The organism is Formosa sp. L2A11 (genome assembly GCF_009796865.1).
Classification (GTDB): domain Bacteria; phylum Bacteroidota; class Bacteroidia; order Flavobacteriales; family Flavobacteriaceae; genus Formosa.
Genome location: NZ_CP047028.1, coordinates 3,733,044 through 3,757,045, shown reverse-complemented (window position 1 = coordinate 3,757,045; position 24,002 = coordinate 3,733,044). Strand labels below are relative to the sequence as shown.

Sequence of the window (24,002 nt, the reverse complement as noted above, 5' to 3'; positions counted from 1 at the left end):
ATCAAAAATATGAAAACTATTCTTCAATTGAATTTAAAACAATTATTGAATTTTTTTGAATGTTAATTAATTCACTCGCTAACGTCTTTAAACTGTCGTAATATTCGTGATTATAAACGGGTTTATTTAAACTAAATGTTATGCTAATTAGAATAAAATCTTTTTGTTGGTTCACATTATATACTAAAGATCCAGCCTTATTGGGTAAAGCAAAAACGGCACTTTTAGGAAGTTCTTCTACAGTGTATTTTGCTGTATTTAATTTTAGCATGTAACTAAATTTACTTTTATATCCAAAATCAATCGGGTAGGAGCGTTCTTGAAGTGTAAACGGATTCTTTCTAAATAAGGAAAATAGAATAGGGTTTATATATAATGTCTTTTTTGTTATACTATCTGTAGTTTTTGTTATGGGAGATAAACCTATTTTAGCACTTAGTCTTTCTTTAAAAACAGCATCGTTTCTGTCTGAATCTTCAATAGTATGTTTTAAAATGTAAAAAGTAGGATGCTTATCTTGGAAGTCTTTTAGATATTTCTCGTTATTCGCATTGTATTCTTTTCTAGAATCTATAGCATAATACCCCGTTTTTGTAGTTCCTACAGTAATATCTAAAGAATCGTTTACAATATTCATCTCCATTCTGTAAGCAAGTTGGGAAGTGTCATTTAGTTCTATATCTACCCATTTACTGCCTTGTTTAAAATCTATAATACGCCCATAATCATTTAAACATCTAAACGGTAATTCTCCAAATGGTAAAGATGCTTCTGCAGCATCTAAGAAAAATGTTTTAGTTCCAATTCTTGCTTGAACAATTAAGTAATTAAAATCGGACATAACTGGATATAGCTTGGTAGGAAGTCCATTATTTCTTGTAGAAATAAGTACGGGTTTAGCTTCAATATTACAATCTCTTAGTAAGTTGTTAAGCAGTATGTTTATACTAGATACATTTCCGGATTTATTTTTTATTAAATCTTTTACAGAAACATCTGTGAATATTTTATAGTCGCCATTCCATGTATATTGGTCTTGCACATAATTATAAATTGCTTTAGCCTTTTTTACCTGGTCTTTTTCATTAATAATATCTGTGGTTAAAAAGTCTTTTGCTTTTATCGATTTTTTAATTTGCGAACCAATGTCTTTATCTGTTTTTAATTCGTGATCTACATCTTTCCACGTTTTAGTAATTTGGTCTATGGTGCCATCAAAGTGTTTAATTGTTTTTAATTCAAAATCTAATCTCGAGATGTAATTTAACTTACTCGTCATATAATCTTCTTCTATAAAAGCGGGTAAATCTTTAATAACATAATTGGTAACACCACAATCTGCATAAGATCCACTTCGTCCTTTTAAACATTGTCCTTCAATTTTAGATGTGCTTTCAAAAAACTTAAAAGGACCAACAAGTTTTATATTATAGTTGTAATTGCCCGGAATACTTGCAACATATTCACTATAGAGTTTAGGAATATCTTCTTGATAAATCCACTCGTGATATTTATAAATATAAGGTGAAGATAATTTGTAGCTGTACGTAATAACACTTCCTTCTTGAATATTTGGTAACGTGAATCTTACTGTAGTATGATTTTCGGTATTGTCTTCATAAAAGATGTCTGAAGGGTTTAATCTTGTAGATGTAATTGAGCCATTATTAGAATTATAAGTAGTTGCAGTAATATCTGTAACACGTTCTTTTTGACTTTTGTTACTATACAACGGAATTTCTACGGTTGCGTATTTAAATCCGTTTCGGTTTAAAATTTTTACTTTTTTCTTATATTCCGTTTTAAGTAAAAAATCTTCGTCATCAATATAACTTTTTCCGTATTCGTAAATTACTAAAGCATTCGCAGTAGAGTCTTTTACAAATTTTTTAATATTTAAGTCGTTTTGGCTTACAGAAAATTCTTCACTGCTGTATGCTTGTGAGTATAAAGAAATGGTTGATAATAGTAGTAGGTTAATTAGTAGCGTTTTCAATATGGTTAGGGCGTTAGTTCTATTATTTTTAGATTTTTATGACTACGCAAATAACTCTGTATAATATGTTGTGCATCTCTATTGTTTTCCATTTTGGTTATAATGGATTCTAACACTTTAATATTATTTATTTGGTAGTTTAGACTGAAGAATCCTAAGCCTTCAAACTGTCCGTCCTTAATGTAAATGGCACTGCGTTCGTCTATGGCTCTTCCGCGATCTATAATAATCATGTTTTTGTATGGGTAACTGTTTTTATCCAGTAATTCTTGAACGCGTGCATTATAATCTTCTGGAGACTCTTCATTTATACATGAACCATTACAGTCTTTTATATTGTGATTAAAACACGGTTTTCCAGGAATATTAGTTTCTAAACCTGTAAGTTGTAAACATAAACTATAATCTTCTACAGCACGTTCTATAAAGTGTTTTGCACTTTGTTTATTACTAAATGTTGTAATGGAGCGTTTACGGCCGTCTGCAACATCAATCTTTAAATTTATGTAATCATTCTTGTCTTTAAATGTATAAAGCGCATGTGTAAAATGTGTGCGTTTTCTAGAGCGGTTGTAAATTGGTTTTACACGTTTTATTTCTTCACTCTCTTTAAGTAAAGCAATAAGTTCGCTTCCAGTTTCTTCGTAAGTTACAGCGGTAACATGAAGCTGGATTTTTTTAGATTTAGAATTTGGAGCTGTAAAATGTTGATTAACGCGACGTTTTATATTTCTGCTTTTTCCAATGTAGATAATATCTCCACCTTCTTTATGAATATAATATACACCAGTAACAGCAGGAAGTGTTTCTACAATATCAATTAATTTGCTGTCTAATTTTTTAGAATTTTGAGCTTCTTTAATTGAAGATTGAATAATTTGTTTCCCTGTGTCTTTTGCCTGAAGTAGTTTAAATAATTTTACCGTAGCTAAAGCATCTCCGTTAGCACGATGTCTATCTGTTACAGGAATACCAAGCGATCTTACTAATTTTCCTAAACTGTAAGAAGGCTGATCTGGTATTAAGTCTTTAGATAATTCTACAGTACAAAGTGTTTTGCGTTTAAATTCGTAACCTAAACGTTTAAATTCTGTACGTAAAATACGGTAATCAAATTCCGAGTTATGTGCGACAACAATGCAGTCTTCAGTAATTTCAATAATACGCTTGGCAACCTCGTAAAATTTAGGTGCGTTTTTAAGCATATTGCTGTTAATACCTGTAAGTTTAACTACAAAAGGTTGAATATCTCGTTCAGGATTTATTAATGAAATAAATTGATCTACAACGGTGTGTCCATCGTATTTATAGATTGCAATTTCGGTTATACCTTCTTCATTAAATTTACCACCTGTGGTCTCTATGTCTAAAATTACGTAAATAATATACTCTTAAAAAATTAATAATTTCGTACTCCAAAAATACTACTTCCTATACGTACCATAGTACTTCCGCATGCGATTGCTAAGGTGTAATCTCCACTCATTCCCATAGAAATGGTTTTAAATTGAGTTGGGTTTACATGGTGTTTTTTCAACGAATTAAAGATAGTTTTTAATTGGCTAAATTCACTTTTTATTTGAGATTCATTCTCTGTAAAAGTTGCCATCCCCATAACGCCAACAATATTAATATGTTTTAATTCTGAAAAGGCGTCAGGTTGAAGAATTTTTAAGGCTTCAGCCTCCGTCATCCCGAATTTAGAATCTTCGTCGGCAATTTTAATTTGAAGCAAACAATCTATAACACGATCGTGTTTTGCTGCTTGTTTATTAATTTCATTTAAAAGCTTTTCATTTTCTACACCATGAATTAAGCTTACAAAAGCAGCCATATATTTTACCTTATTACGCTGTACATGGCCAATCATATGCCACTCAATATCTTTAGGAAGAATCTCGTGTTTCTCGGCCATTTCCTGAATTTTGTTTTCGCCAAAAATACGCTGTCCAGCATCGTAAGCTTCTTGTAAATCGCTAACAGGTTTTGTTTTTGAAACCGCAACTAATGTTACATGTTCAGGTAATGTTTCTTTTATATGATTTAAATTTTGTTGAATAGACATGATAAAATAATTATACTTTTAAAATGAAAGATGTGCTTTGTGAATATGTCTTACTTTAAGAACTGCTTCGAGACGTGTTCTGCTTTTCTGCTAGATGAATAATCGTAAAAACCTTCACCAGATTTTATACCTAATTTACCTGCTCTAACCATATTTACTAATAAAGGGCAAGGTGCATATTTCGGGTTTTTAAAACCATTGTACATTACATTTAAAATAGATAAACAAACATCTAAACCAATAAAATCTGCTAATTGCAATGGTCCCATTGGGTGTGCCATTCCTAATTTCATAACGGTATCAATTTCTGTAACACCAGCAACACCGTTGTATAACGTTTCTATAGATTCGTTAAGCATGGGCATTAAAATTCTATTGGCTACAAATCCTGGGTAATCGTTAACTTCTACGGGTTCCTTCCCTAAAGCTTTAGCGAGTTCCATAATGGTTTTGGTAACAGTGTCGCTAGTGTTGTAGCCACGAATAATTTCTACCAATTTCATTATAGGAACAGGATTCATAAAATGCATACCAATCACTAACTCTGGCCGATTTGTAACGGCTGCTATTTGTGTAATAGAAATAGATGAGGTGTTAGTAGCTAAAATAGTATGTTCTGCACAAACAGTACTTAATTGTTTAAATATTTTAAGTTTTAAATCTATGTTTTCTGTGGCTGCTTCAACAACTAAATCGGCATTTTTTACACCTTCTGTAATATCTGTACATGTAGATATTAGATTTAGTGTTTCACTTTTTTTAGCTTCAGAAATAACAGCCTTAGAAATTAATCGCTCTAAATTTTTAGTTATTGTAGTTAATCCATTCTTTAAGGATGCTTCACTAATATCAATTAACTGAACATGAAAACCACTTTGGGCAAATGTGTGCGCAATACCATTTCCCATGGTTCCGGCACCAATAACTGCAATGTTTTTCATGATCGTTTAATTTTATATAGAAATGTAATTGAATGTTTTAGACTTTACTTTTTTAAGCGTTTTAAAACTGATCGATAATCATATTAGCAACACGTAACGCTTCTGTTCCATCATGTAAGGTTACTACAGGTTGTGTGTTGTTATTTATAGCGTCTGCAAATGTTTCAAGTTCGTCTAAAATAGCATTATTGTTTTCTACATCTGGATTTGCAAAATAGATTTGTTTTTTAACGCCTTCAGCATTTTGTAAAATCATATCGAAATCTCCAGGTGTTTCAGGTGCATCTTTCATTCTTACCACTTCACATTTCTTTTCAAGAAAATCTACAGAAATATAGGCATCACGCTGAAAAAAACGTGTTTTACGCATATTTTTTAACGAAATTCTACTTGCTGTAAGATTGGCAACACAACCATTTTCAAATTCAATTCTAGCATTTGCAATATCTGGAGTGTCACTAATTACAGAAACGCCACTCGCACTAATGTGTTTTACTTTAGATTGTACAACACTTAAAATAATGTCTATATCGTGAATCATTAAATCTAAAACCACAGGAACATCTGTTCCTCTTGGATTAAATTCTGCTAAACGGTGTGCTTCAATAAACATAGGTTTATCAAGTAAATCTTTAATGGCAGAAAAAGCAGGGTTAAAACGCTCTACATGTCCAACCTGACCTTTTACGTGATGTTCTGCAACAAGCGATCTTAAAGCTTCTGCTTCTTTAACGGTATTTGTAATTGGTTTTTCTACAAAGATATGTTTGTTCTTAGCTATTGCTAATTTAGCGCAATCGTAATGAGAAAGTGTAGGTGTAACGATGTCTACAACCTCTACTGCATCAATTAATTCTTCAACAGTTTCAAAAAATTTATAACCAAATTCTGCTTCTACTTTTCTTGCATTTTTTATATCGGCATCATGAAAACCTACTAATTGGTATTTTTCAGATTGATTAAGTAGTCTTAAATGAATTTTTCCAAGGTGACCAGCACCAAGAACTCCGGCTTTTAACATTGTTATAGGGTTTTACACAAAAATAAGATTTTTTATGAGTTTTAAATGCCAATTAAAATTTAAAAATTTAATAAAAGATTTACTTTTGCAAAACTTATAACTCGACTAAACCTACATAATACTTATACTCTTGAACGATACTTTTAAACATAAAGGATTAAGACAACAATTAGTAAATACATTAATAAAGAAAGGGATAACAGATCCTGATGTACTTAAAACAATAGGTAGTATCCCTAGGCATTTGTTTATGGATTCTAGTTTCTTAGATCATGCATACCAGGATAAAGCTTTTCCTATTGCGGCAGATCAAACTATTTCGCAACCTTATACCGTAGCATTTCAGACAGAATTGCTAAAATTATCTCGCGATTCTCAGATTTTAGAAATAGGAACGGGGAGTGGTTACCAAACTGCCGTTTTATGCGAACTTGGAGCTAAAGTGTTTAGTATAGAACGCCAATTAGAATTGTTTAAAAAAACGAGTAAATTTCTTCCTAAATTAGGTTATCGTCCTAGAAAATTAATTTTTGGAGACGGTTATAAAGGGATGCCTGAAGATGCACCTTTCGATGGTATTATTGTAACTGCAGGTGCGCCTTATGTGCCAACTCCATTACTAAGTCAGTTAAAAATAGGAGGACGTTTAGTTATTCCTGTTGGTAATGATGTACAAATTATGACCTTATTTATTAGAAAAGGACTTAAAGAATTTGAAAAGCATGAGTTTGGAGAATGTCGTTTTGTCCCGCTTTTAGAAGATAAAAACTAATTTTCATCTTTCTGAAGGAATTCTGAAGGGATTGGTTTCTCTTCAGTTTCATTAGACCATAATAAATTAATAATCCACCATCTGTTTCCGTCAAAAATAAGTTGAATACTATTGATGCCTTTCATGAACGGTTCTTTATCGTCTTCAGAATGGTAGGCTTCAAAGGTGCTAAATACTTGTGTTATGTTTCCAAAGGTATGTACAATACGGTTTATCTCTTTTTCGTGAAATCCGTTTTTTAACATCCAATCTTTAGACGTTTTTACATACTCGGCAGGTGTCATATATTTAGCCTGGAGTTTGTTTTCATAATCAACTCCAGTGGTTATTAATTTTGCATTTTCGTTAAATAAGTATTTAAATAAATCCCAATCTCGCTTTTCTTTTTTATCTCCAGAAATAGATAAATATAGTGTGCCTATAGTGGTTTCTAAAGATTTTACTAATGGCAGATAGTTTGTTTTTTGTATTTCTACTTCTTTTTTCTTTTGTGAAAATGAAGGAGAAATAAATAAAATACTTAATCCAATTGCGAATAAAAACTGTTTCATTTTAATGAATTTTTAAAGGGTTATTGGAGCCATCCATTTTGTTCTTAGCTTTAATTGTTCTGCAGATGGCGATGCATTTAAAGAAAAAGTGTTAGTTACAGGATTATAATCTACACCTATTTTATTGTAATATTCTTTTATGGGTAACGCATTTGCATGAACAATGTAATTGTCTATAAAAGCTTCTATTTCAGGATAGGTTTTCTTTACAAATGTTTTGAAAAATGTGGCATCGTCAAACGGTGTGTTTGGGCCGTATTCTTTAGCTAAATCATTAATAACATCAATATAACCACGTTTTCCGTTAGATAAGTCTAATAGTTTTATATCTAAAAGTCCAGCTACTAATGCACCTCGCATATAAATATTACCGTATTGCTTATTCCCTTCTTTTGTATAAGAGGTTAAAGACAAATCTTCTAAACTTACTTTAGAATCGAAATATTTAGAATTGATCATAATTTTTCTAGACAGTGTTTTAAAGTAATCGTCTGTAGATTTTAAACCTGAGCGAAAAAGCATCATATGTGAAGCCCATTCTGTTGTGCCTTCGTACAACCATAAATGTCTAGAAGGTACCGGAGTGATAAAATTAAACTGATCTACAATTTCGCTATGAATATTTAAAGGCGTTACCACATGAAAAAATTCGTGTGCAGCAACTTCTACAACTTGCTGTTCTAGGTTTTCCCATTTATCTTCTTTGTATATGTATTCCGAGCTATAAGAATGTTCCCAAGCTCCATTTGTAGAGTCTTCAAAATGAAATAAAAACGTATAATGTTTTACCGGTAATCCATGAAGAAACCCACTAGCAGATAACAACATGTTTTTCATAGATTCTAAAACCTCACTAGATGTTACTAAACCTGTTTTAGAATAGGTGTAAATATCTACGTCTGTACCTTGAACATTCATAGATGCTTTTGTAAGATTACCAAGTAAAATAGGCGAGTCTACAATTTTGTCGTAATCTTCTGCGTAGTATAAACTATCGCTATTTTTTTTTAAGGGTGTTCCTACTATCCAAGTCTCAGGAAAATCTAATTTTATAGTAATAGGATTGCCTTGTTTTTCTTTAAAATATCCAAATACAGCTTGTCCGTTTATTAAGGCATGGTCTTTTTCTATAGACGTTCCGCACATTAAATAAATTTTGTTTTCGGTAACAGGTGTGTCCCAAGTTTCTGAAATTTCATATTCTATTTTTGAAATATTTTCAGGATTTGTTAATTGAAATTGATTTGTAGAAATTTGAGTTGTTTCTAACTCTTTTCCATTTTTATCTAAGGCTTTAAAAGCTTTTACATAACGCCCAATATCCATAACTTGGTATGTTCCTGGAGCGGTAGAAGCAAATTGGTAAATAGAATTAGCTTCTGTTAATGTTGGCGGAGTAACGGTAACCTTATAAGTATCGTTATAGCGATCTAAAAGATTAACTTCAAAATTTACATTGTTAACTATTTCTTTAGAAGTAGATTTTGTTCCTCTACAAGAGTGTAAAGCAATTGTAAAAGCTAAAAAAAGTATTTTTAAAGTGTATTTCATAGTTTTAAATAAGATAAGTTGGTGGGCGTATTATTTGTAAATTTTCTTTACACGATCCAGATTACGTTTGTTGTCTCGGTCTTTAATAGTTTCACGCTTATCGTATAGTTTCTTACCTTTAGCTAAAGCAATATTTAACTTTGCGTACCCATTATCGTTTATAAAAAGTTTTAACGGCACAATCGTTAATCCGCTGTTTTTAACTTCTTTTTCAAGTTTTTTAAGTTCGCGTTTATTTAAAAGTAATTTACGTTCTGCTTTTGGGCGATGGTTGTAAAAATTTCCGTATTTGTATTCTTCAACCGTCATATTAATAACGAATAATTCGCCTTGTTCATTGAATTCGCAAAAACTTTCGGCAATAGATGCTTTACTGCTTCTAATCGATTTTATTTCGGTACCAGAAAGTACTATTCCTGCTGTATATTTATCTAAGATTTCGTATAAAAAACGAGCTTTCTTATTTTGTATGTTTATTTTATTTTGCATAGTGGTCAAAGGTAAATAATTAAATATAATTTTTAATATGCTTAAGCTTCATTAACTTCAATTCTAGATTAATTTAATGCTTTAAAAGATGCTTTACTGTCTTTTTTTTAATTATAATGATTTTTTATAAGACAGAATTTAATTTTAAAAATAATTATTTTGAATCTGTACTCAAGAGAATGATTAATTTTCTTGAACTACTGTTAGTTTTTAAGTTGTTTTATTGTTAATAATGTTTGTGTTGAGGTTTGTTTTTTGTGATATTAAAACTATGGTTTGCTTCTAATTTATATGCATTTATTGTCTGTTTTGAATGCTTATAAACGTTATGATTATTCTTGTTTGAGTTAATAATTACATGAATTTATTTTTACATTTGCGCATCAATAATTAAATTAAGAAAACAAAAATTATGAAAAAAATCACATTATTATTTACATTAGCTTTAATGTTTAGCGTGGCAAATGTTTTTGGACAAGCAAGAGAAGAATTAAACTTTGGACTTGTAGGTGTTAATTATGAAATTCCTGTTCATGAAGATATAACAATTGCTCCTGGAATAGGTACAGATTTTGATTTAGATTGGATTACAGTAGGTGTAAAAGCAAATTATTATTTCGACAATATTTTTGGAATTACAGATGATGCTTGGGATGTTTACGGAGGAGCTAACGCGGGATATGCTATTTATGCAGGAGATAACGATTTGGATGATAGTAGTTTTGATATAGGTTTACAAGTAGGAGGAAGATGGTTTTGGAATGATAAATGGGGTGTGTATGCTGAATTTTCTGGAGGTGTAAATACTGTAATGCCAGCAATTGGGGTTACAATGAAATTGTAATATAACTCGCTTAATAAAATTTAAAAGCATTTTGATATATGTATCAAAATGCTTTTTTATGTCTTATTATTAAATTGTTTATTGCTCATAAAAAAAGCAATGTTCATCATTTTCAGACTTACATTGCTTTTTTATTAACCAACCTAAACTTTAAAGGCGTTTAAGTTTATTATATTATCTATTAAATTGGGTTTAACATAATTTTAATTAATTATGAGGTACTAAACTTTCTTGATTTCTAAACACTAGTTTATCGTCGAAATTGTCCAATAATATAATACTGTCTGTTGTAACTTTACCAGATAATATTTCTTTACTCAATTCATTTAAAACATCTTTCTGTATTACACGTTTTACTGGACGAGCTCCATATTCTGGATTGTATCCTTTTTTAGCTAAATAATTAATAGCTTCTTGTGTGGCATCAAAAGTGATTCCTTGTTGCGCAATCATTTTAGAGACGCTCTTGAGTTGTAATCCTACAATCTCTTTAATGTTTTCTTTTGTTAAAGGCGTAAACATAATGGTATCGTCTATTCTATTTAAAAACTCTGGTCTAACCGTTTGTTTTAATAGCGCAAGTACATCAATTCTTGCGGTTTCAATAGCGCTTTCAATATCTTTTGTAGCTTCAAAACGTTCTTGTATAATCTGACTTCCCATGTTAGATGTCATAATTATTATCGTGTTTTTAAAGTCGGCTACACGTCCTTTATTATCTGTTAGTCGTCCTTCATCTAAAACTTGTAATAAAATATTAAACGTATCTGGGTGCGCTTTTTCAATTTCATCTAAAAGCACTACAGAATAAGGTTTTCTACGTACAGCTTCTGTTAATTGTCCGCCTTCATCATAACCTACGTATCCCGGAGGTGCTCCTACTAATCTACTTACCGAGTGACGTTCTTGGTATTCGCTCATATCAATACGCGTCATTGAGTTCTCGTCGTCAAATAGGTAAGACGCTAAAGCTTTTGCGAGTTCTGTTTTTCCAACCCCAGTTGTTCCTAAGAATAAAAAGGTTCCTATAGGTTTTTGTGGGTTTTGTAAACCAGCACGATTACGTCTTACAGCATCACTTACTGCTGTAATTGCTTCTTCTTGGCCAACAACACGTTTGTGTAATTCATCTTCTAGATGTAATAATTTTTCACGTTCACTTTGTAACATTTTGGTTACTGGAATTCCAGTCCATTTTGCAACAACTTCAGCAATATCGTCGTAAGTAACTTCTTCTTTAATTAAAGAACTTTCAGATTTATTTTCATTTAATTCTTTCTGAAGTTCATCTAAATGTTCTTGAGCTATTTTAATTTTTCCATATCTAATTTCGGCAACTTTACCATAGTCTCCTTCACGTTCTGCGCGTTCTGCTTCTAGCTTAAAGTTTTCAATGTCAGATTTTGCAGCTTGAATATTGTCTACAACCGCTTTTTCACTTTTCCATTTTGCGTTTATAGTATTACGTTCTTCTTTTAAGTTCGCTAAATCAGATTTTAAACTTTTAAGTTTTACTTCGTCTTTTTCACGTTTTATGGCTTCAATTTCAATCTCTAACTGCATTACTTTTCTGTCTAAAACATCAAGTTCTTCTGGTTTAGAATTAATTTCCATACGTAATTTAGCCGCTGCTTCGTCCATTAAATCAATAGCTTTATCTGGTAAAAAACGGTTTGTAATATAACGTTCAGATAATTCTACTGCACCAATAATCGCCTCATCTTTAATACGTACTTTGTGGTGAGTTTCGTATTTTTCTTTAATACCACGCAATATAGAAATGGCACTTTCTGTATCTGGCTCATTAACCATTACTTTTTGGAAACGACGTTCTAATGCTTTATCTTTTTCAAAGTATTTTTGATACTCGTCTAAGGTTGTCGCACCTATCGCTCTAAGTTCTCCTCTGGCTAAAGCTGGTTTTAAAATGTTTGCTGCATCCATAGCACCTTGGCCACCACCTGCACCAACAAGTGTGTGAATTTCGTCTATAAATAATACTACATCGCCATCGCTAGATGTTACTTCTTTAATAACGGCTTTTAAACGTTCTTCAAACTCTCCTTTGTATTTAGCACCTGCAATAAGTGCACCCATATCTAAGGCAAAGATTTGTTTGTCTTTTAAATTGTCAGGCACATCTCCATCTACAATTCTGTGCGCTAAACCTTCTGCAATTGCTGTTTTACCAGTACCAGGCTCTCCAATTAAAATGGGGTTGTTTTTTGTTCGTCTTGATAAAATTTGAAGAATTCTTCTTATTTCTTCATCACGACCAATAACTGGATCTAGTTTTCCGTTTTTGGCTAACTCATTTAAGTTTTTAGAGTATTTATTAAGTGCGTTATATGTTTCTTCTTGACTTTGAGAGGTTACACGGTCGCCCTGACGTAACTCTTCAATTGCTGCTGTAAGTCCTTTTTCGGTTACACCTTGGTCTTTCAGCATTTGTGCTATTTTGCTTTTCGATTTAAAAATGGCAATGATTAAATGTTCTACAGAAACATATTCGTCATTCATTTTTTTAGCAATACTAGACGCTTCATTTAAAGCTGTTCCGAGTTCTCGGGACGCCATAATTTCACCACCAGAAACTTTAGGAAAACTTTCAATTTGTTTGTCTAAAGCTTGAGTTAAAATGTTGATGTTAACATTTAATTTTTTTAGAATAAACGGTAACACATTTTCATCTACTTCAGCAATAGCTTTAAAAACATGTTCGTTCTCTAAGCTTTGTTGTCCATATTCTTGTGCAATTTGTTGCGCACGTTGTATGGCTTCTTGAGATTTTATTGTATAATTGTTAAAGTTCATTGTATATATGTTTTTCAATGAATAATCAATTTTCTTACCATTTAGAAAATTAAGACAAAATGTCTGTTTTTGAAGTGATTAAGCTGACTAATTGTCTTTCTTGTAGAAAAGAAGTAAGACTTAAAATTAATGAAAATATGGGATTTTTTGATAAAATATTTAATAATTCTTCTTCAAGTGAGAAGGAGGAAAGTGCAATAATTTGGAGACCTTTAGTTGGTGAAAATCAGTTAGATACTATTGTTGAGGCGTCGCACGATAAAGCACAGGCGATTTTTAAACATTCTACACGCTGTGGAATTAGTAGAATGGTGTTAAGACAGTTTGAGAAATCATTCAAATCTGAATTTAATTTAGATATGTATTTTTTAGATTTGTTGCAAAATAAAGTGCTTTCTGGTGCAATTGCAGATAGGTTTAAAGTGTATCATGAGTCTCCACAAATTTTAATTATCAAGAATGGAGAAGTGGTTAAATATGCTTCTCACGGAGAAATTAACTCTATAGATTTATCTGTATACTAGGTTAGCTGTAGCGGTGAAACTATGATCCAAAATAAAAATCCGCTTAAAACAATTATTCTAAGCGGATTTATTAAGTTTTATTTTAAGATATTAGATACTTAAAGAAGTAAATAATTCTTTTAATTTAGAATCTGAAGGTCTAGGTGCACTAGGGTCTACAATATTTCCAACTGGATCGATTAAGATAAATCTAGGGATACCGTTAACTTTGTAGTCTCTTACAAAATCAGATTGCCATCCTTCAGGAGACATAATTTGTACGCCGCCTAATTTTTCCTCAGCAACCATTGCTAGCCAATCTGCTTTTGCTTTGTCCCAAGAACCACCGTGTGTTCTATCATCATCAACAGAAACGCTTACAAACGTAATATTCTTGTCGTGATATTCTTTTTCTAGCGCTTTTAAAGCTGGAATTTCAGCTTTACAAGGTGCGCACCAAGTTGCCCATACATCTATATAAACGTATTTTCCTTTTAAGCTTTCTAAAGAAGTTGTAGAACCGTCTGCATTTGCGTAATCAACAAACACAGGAGATGGTTTTCCTGTCATTTCTTGCTTTAGAATAATGTTATTAGCGTAATATTTTTTATTGCCTTCTAACATTGGTGATAAACTTTTTGATGCTGAGGTTGTAATTATAGAATCAAGACCTTGTTTAGAGTTATAAAATGTAGTTAGCTCTGTTTCTATGTTTTTAAATGTAGCATCTAAAGTTTCTAAATCCATAGATGAAAAATCTTGATCTAATAATTTTTCTTCAGTTAAAGATTTTTCAGCTAAAAAGTTATTGTTTTCAGAACCTTCGCCGGTGTATGTAATTGTTTCATCAAAAGCTTTTGTGTCTAGAAACATGTCTAGATCGTAGCCGTTTTTAAGAAAAATAGTAGACGATTCACCTCCATCATAAAAGTTATATAATCCAGCTTCTACTTTTAATGTGTCACTAAAAGTTCCGTCAGCATTTACTTTAATAGTTTTACTGTATTTACGGCTTCTAATGATAATAGAATCGCTATTTTGATCTGTTATTTTTCCAGAAAGCGTTACGTAATCTTTTTTTGGAGTTTCTTGACAAGCGAAGATGGTTAAGGCTCCAATAGCAATAAAAATTTTTTTCATAGTGTATTTTTTGAGTATCTAAAAATAAGAGAATAGAATGATATATTATAATTAATTGTAATAGTTTAAGGTGTATAAAAATGAAAACAAAAATGTCCGAAGGATTAACAACGGACATTTAGTTTATAATAATTAATCTTTTTAAGATTCTGTAGGCTTTTCTTGTTTTTCAATAGTGATAACAAGTTCTTGATTTGTTTCATCTAAATCCATAAGGATGACATCGCCTTCATGAATTTTTGAAGTAATAATCTTTTCAGCCAAAGCATCTTCAACATATTTCTGTATTGCTCTTTTTAGAGGTCGCGCTCCGTATTGTTTATCGAATCCTTTTTCAGCTATAAAACTAGTCGCTTTTTCACTTAACTGTAAATCATAACCTAGATCTTTAATTCTTTGTAATAATTTATCAAGTTCAATTTTAATGATGCTATTAAGGTCTTCTTTTTCTAAAGTATTGAATACAATAACATCATCAATTCTATTTAAAAATTCTGGAGCAAATGCTTTCTTTAAGGCACTTTCAATAACACTTCTTGTGTTGGCTGACTCTTGTGATTTTTGTGAAGCCGTGCCAAAACCAATTCCGGTTCCGAAATCTTTCAATTTACGCGCACCAATATTAGAAGTCATAATGATTATAGTGTTTCTAAAATCAATTTTACGTCCTAAACTATCTGTTAAGAATCCATCGTCTAAAACTTGAAGCATCATGTTAAAAACATCTGGATGCGCTTTTTCAATTTCATCTAAAAGGACAACAGCATAAGGTTTACGACGAATTTTTTCGGTTAATTGTCCGCCTTCTTCATAGCCTACGTATCCTGGAGGTGCTCCGACTAATCTAGAGATAGCGAATTTTTCCATGTATTCACTCATGTCTATTCTAACCAAAGCATCTTCACTATCAAACAGTTGCTTAGCAAGTACTTTTGCTAATTGTGTTTTACCAACACCTGTTTGACCTAAAAATATAAATGAACCAATTGGTTTATTTGGATCTTTTAGTCCAGCACGATTTCTTTGAATGGCTTTTACAACTTTAGAAACAGCTTCGTCCTGACCAATTACTTTTCCTTTAATAAGTTCTGGTAATAAAGCCAGTTTGTTACTTTCTGTTTGTGCAATTCTGTTTACAGGAATACCAGTCATCATGGAAACAACATCTGCAACGTTGTCTTCTGTTACCATTTCGCGATGTTGCTTGGTATCTTCTTCCCATTTTTCTTGAGCAATTGCTAATTCTTTTTCAAGACGTTTTTCGTCGTCTCTTAATTTAGCAGCTTCCTCGTATTTTTGTTTTTTAACTACAGATGTTTTTGTCTCTCTAACTTTTTCTAGTTCTTTTTCGAGTTCTATAATTTGTTTAGGCACATTAATGTTTGTAATGTGTACACGAGATCCAGCTTCATCTAAAGCATCAATAGCCTTGTCTGGTAAAAAACGATCTGTCATATAACGACTTGTTAATTTTACACAAGCTTCTATAGCTTCTGGCGTATAATTTACGTTATGGTGACTTTCGTATTTGTCTTTAATATTATTTAAAATTTCTATAGTTTCTTCAACGGTAGTTGGCTCTACAATAACTTTTTGAAAACGACGCTCTAAAGCCCCATCTTTTTCAATATATTGTCTGTATTCATCTAAAGTTGTTGCACCAACACATTGAATTTCTCCACGTGCTAAAGCAGGTTTAAACATATTAGAAGCGTCTAAACTTCCAGTTGCTCCACCGGCACCAACAATGGTATGAATTTCGTCTATAAAAAGAATAATATCATCATTCTTTTCAAGTTCATTCATAACCGCTTTCATACGTTCCTCAAACTGACCTCTGTATTTTGTACCAGCAACTAAACTCGCTAAATCTAAAGTAACAACACGTTTGTTAAATAGAATTCTAGAGACTTTACGCTTTGTAATTCTAATTGCTAAACCTTCGGCAATGGCAGATTTACCAACACCAGGTTCACCAATTAAAAGAGGGTTATTTTTTTTACGTCGACTTAAAATTTGAGACACACGCTCAATTTCTTTTTCACGACCAACTACAGGATCTAATTTGCCTTCTTCTGCCATGGCAGTTAAGTCGCGACCAAAATTGTCTAAAACAGGTGTTTTAGATTTTTTATTGGTTTTTCCTGTAGGTGTACTGAACAAATTGTCTTTCGGTGCATCGTCCTCGCCGATACCATCGTCTTGGAACGATTCCGCTTTTGGCTCTATATAATTATCATCGTTTGTAATCATAAATTTGAATTGTTCTTTAACGTTATCATAATCTACTTTCAGCTTATTTAAAAGCTTCGTTGTAGGATCGTTTTCATTCCTTAAGATGCACAATAAAAGATGTGCTGTATTAATAGAATTACTCTGAAATAGTTTAGCTTCTAAAAACGTTGTTTTTAAAGCACGTTCTGCTTGTCTAGTGAGATGTAAATTTTTCTTCTCGTTAGAAATAGCTGTTAGTGTTGGGTTTGCAGGGCTTAATATTTCGACTTTTCTCCTTAAATGATTTAAATCTATATCTAAGGCGTTTAAAATATTTATTGCTTTTCCGTTCCCATCTCTTAATAAACCTAGCATAAGGTGTTCTGTTCCAATAAAATCGTGTCCTAAACGTAGGGCTTCTTCTTTACTGTAAGCAATAACATCCTTTACTCTCGGTGAAAAATTATCATCCATAAATTAATTCCTTTCTGCATTAAAATTACTAAAACATATTATCAAAGACAAAAAGTATACCCTAATTATATGATTTATGCTAATAGAAAAAAAATCTTTATAAAATCAAAATATTTGATGTCTTACTTATTAACTAAACCTATAGTGTGTTTTGTTAATAAAAACTGTTAAAAACCGTGTTAAAACGCCTATGTTGACACGGGAAATGGTTATATTAGCGCGATTTGAAACACACAAGATAACTAAATTATTTTTATAGATGGCAGAAGGAGAAAAGCTTATTCCAATTAATATCGAAGACGAAATGAAAACGGCTTACATTGATTACTCAATGTCTGTCATTGTATCACGTGCGCTTCCAGATGTTAGAGATGGTTTAAAACCTGTACACAGACGTGTTTTATTCGGAATGTACGAATTGGGAGTTAGAGCGACTGGAGCGCATAAAAAGTCAGCAAGAATTGTTGGTGAAGTTTTAGGGAAGTATCACCCACACGGAGATACTTCGGTTTATGATGCAATGGTACGTATGGCTCAAGAATGGAGTTTACGTTATATGCTAGTAGACGGACAAGGTAACTTTGGTTCTATTGACGGTGATAGTCCAGCCGCAATGCGTTATACAGAAGCGCGTATGCGTAAGATTTCTGAAGACATGTTGGCAGATATTGACAAGGAGACAGTCGATCACAAATTAAACTTTGATGATACGTTACAAGAACCTACAGTATTACCTACACGTGTTCCTGGATTGTTAATTAATGGTGCCTCTGGTATTGCCGTAGGTATGGCAACCAATATGCCGCCGCATAACTTAAGTGAAGTTGTAGACGGGATTAAAGCATATATAGAGAATAAAGATATTGAAATTGACGAGCTTATTAAGTATATAAAAGCTCCAGATTTCCCTACAGGAGGAACAATATATGGTTACGATGGCGTAAAAGAAGCGTTCCGTACAGGACGCGGACGTATTATTATGCGTGCTAAAGCCAATATTGAAGAAGTTCATGGACGTGAATGTGTTATTGTAACAGAAATTCCGTACCAAGTGAACAAGGCAGAAATGATTAAAAAAACTGCAGATTTAGTTAACGATAAAAAATTAGATGGTATTGCTACTATTAGAGACGAATCTGATAGAAATGGTATGCGTATTGTTTATGTTTTAAAACGTGATGCTATTCCTAATATCGTTCTAAATAAATTATTTAAGTACACACAATTACAGACTTCTTTTAGTGTAAATAATATTGCATTAGTAAACGGACGTCCAGAGTTGTTAAACTTAAAAGATTTAATCCACCATTTTGTTGAACATAGACACGACGTTGTAGTAAGACGTACAACTTACGAATTACGAAAAGCGGAAGAACGTGCTCACATTTTAGAAGGATTAATTATTGCATCAGATAATATTGATGAGGTAATTGCTATTATTCGTGGGTCTTCTAATGCAGATGAAGCACGTACACGTTTAATAGAACGTTTTAAACTTTCTGAAATCCAAGCGAAAGCGATTGTAGAAATGCGTTTGCGCCAACTTACCGGTCTGGAGCAAGACAAATTACATTTGGAATACGAAGAGATCATGAAAACGATCACAGATTTAAAAGACATCTTAGACAAGAAAGAGCGTCGTATGCAAATTATCGAAGATGAACTTCAAGTCATTAAAGATAAATACGGAGACGAACGTCGTTCTGTTATAGAATATGCTGGTGGAGATTTAAGTATTGAAGATATGATTCCAGACGAGCAAGTAGTCATTACTATTTCTCATGCAGGATATATTAAACGTACTTCTTTAACAGAATACAAAACACAACATAGAGGAGGCGTTGGTCAAAAAGCATCAACAACTCGTAACGAAGACTTCTTAGAACATTTATTTGTGGGAACTAACCACCAATACATGTTATTCTTTACACAAAAAGGAAAATGTTTTTGGATGCGTGTTTACGAAGTTCCTGAAGGAAGTAAAACCTCTAAAGGTAGAGCGATTCAGAATTTAATAAACATAGAACAAGACGATAAAGTCATGGCGTTTATATGTACTCAAGATCTTAAGGATGAAGAATACATTAACAGTCATTACGTAATCATGGCAACTAAAAAAGGTCAAGTTAAAAAGACTTCTTTAGAGCAATATTCTCGTCCGAGAACAAATGGTATTAACGCCATTACAATTAAGGAAGACGATGTGCTTTTAGAAGCTAAACTTACCACAGGAACAAGTCAGGTTATGTTAGCATTAAAATCGGGTAAAGCTATTCGATTTGAAGAAGCTAAAACACGACCTATGGGTAGAGGTGCTTCTGGAGTTCGAGGTATTACTTTAGGACAAGATAATGATGAGGTAATAGGTATGATTGCTGTAGAAAACCCTCAAGAAGAATCTGTATTAGTGGTTTCTGAAAACGGTTATGGTAAACGTACGTATATAGACGATCCAGAAGATGGAGAACCTGTTTATAGAGTAACCAATCGTGGAGGAAAAGGTGTAAAAACTATTTCAATTACAGAAAAAACTGGAAAATTAGTAGCGATTAAAACGGTATCAGATTCAGACGATCTTATGATTATTAATAAATCGGGTATTGCTATTAGAATTGCAGTTCAAGATTTAAGAGTTATGGGCCGTGCTACGCAAGGTGTTAAACTTATTAATTTACGTGCTGGAGATTCTATTGCAGCAGTTGCTAAAGTCATGCATGAAGACGAAGTAATTGAAGAAGAAGACATCGAGAATATTGAAAATATTGAAGGAGAGGATGCACCAGTAGATGGTGAAGACTCTACAACAGAAGATAACAACTAGAAAACAATTAATTAACAATTAACTTTATTACAATGAAAAAACAGGTTATAGTTGCTTTAGCTCTATCCGTTAGTGCATTTTCTTTCGCACAAAAAAAAGAATTAAAGGCCGCGGAAAAGGCAATAAAAAGCAATAACTACGCAGAAGCAAAGGCATCTTTAAGTCAAGTAACGCCAATGTTATCTTCTATAGATGATAAATACAAAGCAAAGTATTATTTTTTACAAGCTGAAGCTTTATATGCTAATGGTGCAGGTTCTACAGAAGATGTAAATAAATCGCTTGAAAACTTAAACAAGGTAGACGACTCAATGAAAAGTGAAGTTGCAGAGTTTAAGAATAAAATGCAAAACACATATTTAGTTAAAGCGAACAACAACTTTAAAGAGAAAAAATACACTTTAGCTAGTCAAGAATTCGAACAATTATATAACATCGTACCTGCAGATACAACATATTTGTATTATGCAGCAGTAAGTGCAGTAAGTGATCAAGATTACGATACAGCATTAAGACAGTATATTAAGTTAGACGACCTAGGATATACAGGTATTGAAACTCAATATTACGCTACAAATGTTGCTACTGGAGAAGAAGAAGTTATGGCAAAAAGCCAAAGAGATTTATTTGTAAAAGCAAAATCTCATAACAATCCAGGAATGCGTAAAACAGAATCTAAGCAAGCTGAAATTACTAAGAATATCGCATTAATTTATGTGTCTCAAGGTAAAACAGATGAAGCTTTAGCTGCTGCTAAAAAAGCAAGAATGCAAGATCCAGAGAATTTAGATTTAATTCTTACTGAAGCTAATTTATATTTAGAATTAGAAGAAACAGATAAATTTAAAGATTTAATGGAAGAAGCTGTTAAGCAACAACCAGAAAATCCAAACTTACATTATAACATTGGTGTAATTTCTTTAAAAAATCTAGATTTTGAAGGCGCAAGAACATCTTTCGAAAAAGCTTTAGAATTAAAGCCTGATTATGCTGATGCAGCTTTAAACGAGTCTACAACTTACATTGATGAAGGAAACTCTTTAATTGAAGAAATGAACAGCTTAGGTACAAGTAAAGCAGATAACGCGCGTTATGATGAACTACGTGCTAAAAAAACAAGTTTATTCGATCAAGGAGCAGATGTTTTAGTTAAATACATTGCCAATAACCCTAACCCAGTACCTAATATTTACCAACAATTAATAAATATTTATAACGCTACTGGAGAAACAAGTAAAGCTAAAGAAATACAAGCTAAATTAGATGCAGCTCAATAATTAGTAGCTCATATATTCTATATTTTAAAACCTGTGAATAACAATTCACAGGTTTTTTTATGTTCTAAAAGTATTGAAAGCATATAGTAATCAGATTTTATTAGGGTATCTTATAAACCTTGTTAGTTTTTTTAATCTTAGGTTACGTTTTAATTTAAGATTTCTAATTACATATAGTTTTGAATCCGATAGTCTGTTTAAAAAGTGCTTTTAATGATGTTTAAGAGCGTATAAGAGTTAGACTTTCTACTATTGAATAGTTATAAAAAAAGAGATGTTTAGAGGCTTTATAATGTAGAGTTTATAAACTTTAAAAACGTAAAGTAATTCATGTTTGTTATGGTTATACAAAATAGAAATAGCCTTTGACTACAATTGAAAGTGAATTAGTGATAGAGAATAGTAAATACGAATTAAGTTTTTTTCGTATAATTTTAAGAATTAATGATAATATTATTGAAGTTATTATGACTTTGTAACACGAGTTCTTGAACGTGATTTATCTTATGGTTTAGAGGTTTGGATTTTAGACTTATTGCGAATTACATTTTATTAGCAAGAGTATTTAACTTGCTAACTTATATAAAAATTATGAGTAAGATATGAGTTATTTAATAAAGGGTTTTTAAGCTTTTAGATAAGCCTCTAAATCAATTTTTAGTAGAAAAGGCACTTACAGAACTAGAGAACATTAAGATGGTTTCACAGAGCAATAATTTTTTCTGTAAACATTAATGATGTAAAAATATGTGTGGAAATAAGAAGTGTTTTTATTCGAGATAATAAGTAGTATCTCTACACTTATTATATAATGTAATGTTAAAGCTGTTTTAAATATAAATAGACAAGCTATTAGGTGTTCGTTTAGACTTAAAGTATACTTTAATTAGCTTTTATATTTATTCAATAAGCTCTATAAAACAAAATATAGAAATACACTATAATTAGATTTCAGTGTATACCTGTCTAAGTTGTTGTGTAATTTCTATATCTAACGATTATAAATAGACATAAAATAATAGTATTAATTTTGTATTAGCTCTTTAACTTTGAAAACATATATTGAAGATTACTTTTTTTATAAAGTATGTATTCAGTTGTATATTAATACTAAGTGGTTATAAATGTAGAATAGGGTAGTACTGGAATATGTCTATATATGATATATAAAAAGGCAGTATCTCATAAACTGTGTAAGTTTTAAAATCTCAGGTTAAATATTAATCTGAGATTTTTTTATTCATTAATTTTAACTTTTACACACTTATGAAACCAGAAGATTTATTAAACGAAGACTTTTTAAAGCAATTCAAGAATGCACCAGAGCTAACATCCTTTTTAGAACAGTTGCACAAACGTGGTATTGAGAAGTTACTAGAAGGGGAACTAGATGCCCATTTAGACTACGATAAGCACAAAAAAAGTAAAGCAGCCAATCTTCGAAATGGTTACACTAAAAAGAAATTAAAATCCGTTTTAGGAGAAACAGAGATTCAAGTTCCTCGAGACCGTGATAGTTCTTTTAATCCTTTAATTGTAAAGAAAAGAGAAAGTACAACAGAAGGCATCGAAAATATTATTATATCGCTTTATGCCAAAGGCATGAGTAACAGTGATATTGAAGAACAAATACGTGAGCTGTACGATTTTAATATTTCTACATCTACTATTTCAAGGATTACAGATAAGATAACCGAAGATGTTATTGCTTGGCGGAACAGGCCTTTGGAGGCCACTTACCTAATTGTTTGGATGGATGGCATCGTATTTAAAGTTAGGGAAAACTCTAAAGTCATAAACAAGACTATTTATATTGCAGTAGGCCTGAGAACTGATGGCAAAAAGGAAGTCCTAGGATTATGGTTAGGTAAAAATGAATCTTCAGCCTTTTGGATGAGTGTTTTAACCGATATTAAAGCTCGAGGAACTCAAGATATACTTATCACAGCTACCGATAATTTAAATGGATTTACAGATACTATTAAAACTATTTTTCCGAACTCAACAACACAAATATGTGTTGTGCATCAAATAAGAAATTCGTGTCGTTACGTGGTCTGGAAGGACAAAAAGGAATTTACTCGTGATATGAAGCAAATCTATACTGCTCCTACAAAAGAAGCAGCAAAAGCTGCTTTAAATGACTTCAAAACTAAATGGGATTCTAAATATTCTTACGCCATTAAAAGTTGGGAAAATAATTGGGATGAGCTTACAGTATTCTTTGATTTTCCTATTGAGATAAGAACCATTATTTACACCACAAACCTTATAGAAAACCTAAACGGAAAAATAAGGAAATACACCAAAAACAAACTCTCGTTTCCAACAGATGAAGCCGTTATGAAATCGGTCTTTCTAGCCCTCAGAGAAAGTACTAAAAAATGGACAATGCCCATCAGGAATTGGGGAGTGATACTAAATCAATTTTTAGCTATATTTGAAAACAGGATTAAGCTATAAATAACTTAACCCTGAAATTTTGAACTTACACACTTTTTAGGATAGTGTCTATAAAAAAAGCCGCTT

General features: G+C 31.8%; 17 protein-coding genes. 6 read left to right on the top strand and 11 right to left on the bottom strand.

Annotated elements, in window-relative coordinates; all coding sequences use genetic code 11:
- Positions 1-16: 16 nt before the first annotated feature.
- The 5 genes from GQR95_RS16410 to GQR95_RS16390 all read right to left on the bottom strand — a co-directional run bounded on the left by GQR95_RS16410 (position 17) and on the right by GQR95_RS16390 (position 6,023).
- Positions 17-1,996 (bottom strand): DUF3857 domain-containing protein, encoded by a 1,980-nt coding sequence (locus tag GQR95_RS16410; protein WP_159024157.1) that lies wholly within the window; start codon positions 1,994-1,996, stop codon positions 17-19.
- Between the two features lie 5 nt (positions 1,997-2,001).
- The gene (locus GQR95_RS16405; RefSeq protein WP_159024363.1) at positions 2,002-3,378 is read right to left on the bottom strand and encodes an exonuclease domain-containing protein; all 1,377 of its coding nucleotides are present in this window, start codon (positions 3,376-3,378) and stop codon (positions 2,002-2,004) included.
- Positions 3,379-3,395: 17 nt separating this feature from the next.
- A complete protein-coding gene (locus tag GQR95_RS16400; protein WP_159024156.1) occupies positions 3,396-4,061 on the bottom strand; it encodes a YggS family pyridoxal phosphate-dependent enzyme in 666 nt (221 codons plus the stop codon).
- Positions 4,062-4,111: 50 nt separating this feature from the next.
- Positions 4,112-5,002: a 3-hydroxybutyryl-CoA dehydrogenase gene (locus tag GQR95_RS16395; RefSeq protein WP_159024155.1), complete on the bottom strand. Its 891-nt coding sequence runs from the start codon at positions 5,000-5,002 to the stop codon at positions 4,112-4,114.
- Positions 5,003-5,063: 61 nt separating this feature from the next.
- Complete coding sequence (locus GQR95_RS16390) at positions 5,064-6,023, bottom strand: Gfo/Idh/MocA family protein (protein WP_159024154.1); 960 nt, start codon at positions 6,021-6,023, stop codon at positions 5,064-5,066.
- A 130-nt stretch (positions 6,024-6,153) separates the two neighbouring features.
- On the opposite strand from GQR95_RS16390, the gene GQR95_RS16385 reads away from it, so the two are divergent.
- Positions 6,154-6,795, top strand: coding sequence for a protein-L-isoaspartate(D-aspartate) O-methyltransferase (locus GQR95_RS16385; protein WP_159024153.1), 642 nt, complete (start codon positions 6,154-6,156; stop codon positions 6,793-6,795).
- On the opposite strand, the gene GQR95_RS16380 is transcribed toward GQR95_RS16385, so the two are convergent.
- From GQR95_RS16380 to smpB, 3 genes are read right to left on the bottom strand one after another with little or no spacing between them, the layout of a single operon-like run.
- Positions 6,792-7,346, bottom strand: a complete 555-nt coding sequence (locus tag GQR95_RS16380; RefSeq protein ID WP_159024152.1) for a hypothetical protein — start codon at positions 7,344-7,346, stop codon at positions 6,792-6,794. The genes GQR95_RS16385 and GQR95_RS16380 overlap by 4 nt on opposite strands.
- Positions 7,347-7,358: 12 nt before the next feature.
- On the bottom strand, positions 7,359-8,897 hold the full coding sequence (locus GQR95_RS16375; protein WP_159024151.1) for a peptidase: 1,539 nt from the start codon (positions 8,895-8,897) through the stop codon (positions 7,359-7,361).
- A 30-nt stretch (positions 8,898-8,927) separates the two neighbouring features.
- Positions 8,928-9,386 carry an SsrA-binding protein SmpB gene (smpB, locus tag GQR95_RS16370; protein WP_159024150.1) on the bottom strand — a complete coding sequence of 153 codons (459 nt, stop codon included), beginning with the start codon at positions 9,384-9,386 and terminating at the stop codon, positions 8,928-8,930.
- A 412-nt stretch (positions 9,387-9,798) separates the two neighbouring features.
- On the opposite strand from smpB, the gene GQR95_RS16365 reads away from it, so the two are divergent.
- Positions 9,799-10,230, top strand: a complete 432-nt coding sequence (locus GQR95_RS16365) for a hypothetical protein (protein WP_159024149.1) — start codon at positions 9,799-9,801, stop codon at positions 10,228-10,230.
- Between the two features lie 207 nt (positions 10,231-10,437).
- Here GQR95_RS16365 and clpB read toward each other — a convergent pair whose 3' ends face one another.
- Positions 10,438-13,044 (bottom strand): ATP-dependent chaperone ClpB, encoded by a 2,607-nt coding sequence (gene clpB, locus GQR95_RS16360; protein ID WP_159024148.1) that lies wholly within the window; start codon positions 13,042-13,044, stop codon positions 10,438-10,440.
- A 59-nt stretch (positions 13,045-13,103) separates the two neighbouring features.
- Here clpB and ytxJ point away from each other — a divergent pair, with 59 nt between their 5' ends.
- Positions 13,104-13,568: a bacillithiol system redox-active protein YtxJ gene (gene ytxJ / locus GQR95_RS16355; RefSeq protein WP_370514513.1), complete on the top strand. Its 465-nt coding sequence runs from the start codon at positions 13,104-13,106 to the stop codon at positions 13,566-13,568.
- 90 nt (positions 13,569-13,658) lie between these two features.
- Here the strand turns inward: ytxJ and GQR95_RS16350 are convergent, their stop codons facing one another.
- Together GQR95_RS16350 and GQR95_RS16345 are read right to left on the bottom strand one after the other, a co-directional pair.
- A complete protein-coding gene (locus GQR95_RS16350) occupies positions 13,659-14,687 on the bottom strand; it encodes a TlpA disulfide reductase family protein (RefSeq protein WP_159024147.1) in 1,029 nt (342 codons plus the stop codon).
- Positions 14,688-14,828: 141 nt separating this feature from the next.
- Complete coding sequence (locus GQR95_RS16345) at positions 14,829-17,375, bottom strand: ATP-dependent Clp protease ATP-binding subunit (RefSeq protein WP_159024146.1); 2,547 nt, start codon at positions 17,373-17,375, stop codon at positions 14,829-14,831.
- Positions 17,376-17,634: 259 nt separating this feature from the next.
- Here GQR95_RS16345 and gyrA point away from each other — a divergent pair, with 259 nt between their 5' ends.
- The 3 genes from gyrA (at position 17,635) to GQR95_RS16330 (ending at position 23,936) form a co-directional block, all read left to right on the top strand.
- A complete protein-coding gene (gene gyrA / locus GQR95_RS16340) occupies positions 17,635-20,196 on the top strand; it encodes a DNA gyrase subunit A (RefSeq protein ID WP_159024145.1) in 2,562 nt (853 codons plus the stop codon).
- A gap of 32 nt (positions 20,197-20,228) precedes the next feature.
- Positions 20,229-21,473 (top strand): lipopolysaccharide assembly protein LapB, encoded by a 1,245-nt coding sequence (locus GQR95_RS16335; protein ID WP_159024144.1) that lies wholly within the window; start codon positions 20,229-20,231, stop codon positions 21,471-21,473.
- A 1,266-nt stretch (positions 21,474-22,739) separates the two neighbouring features.
- Positions 22,740-23,936, top strand: coding sequence for an IS256 family transposase (locus GQR95_RS16330; RefSeq protein WP_159023137.1), 1,197 nt, complete (start codon positions 22,740-22,742; stop codon positions 23,934-23,936).
- The last annotated feature ends 66 nt before the right edge of the window (positions 23,937-24,002 follow it).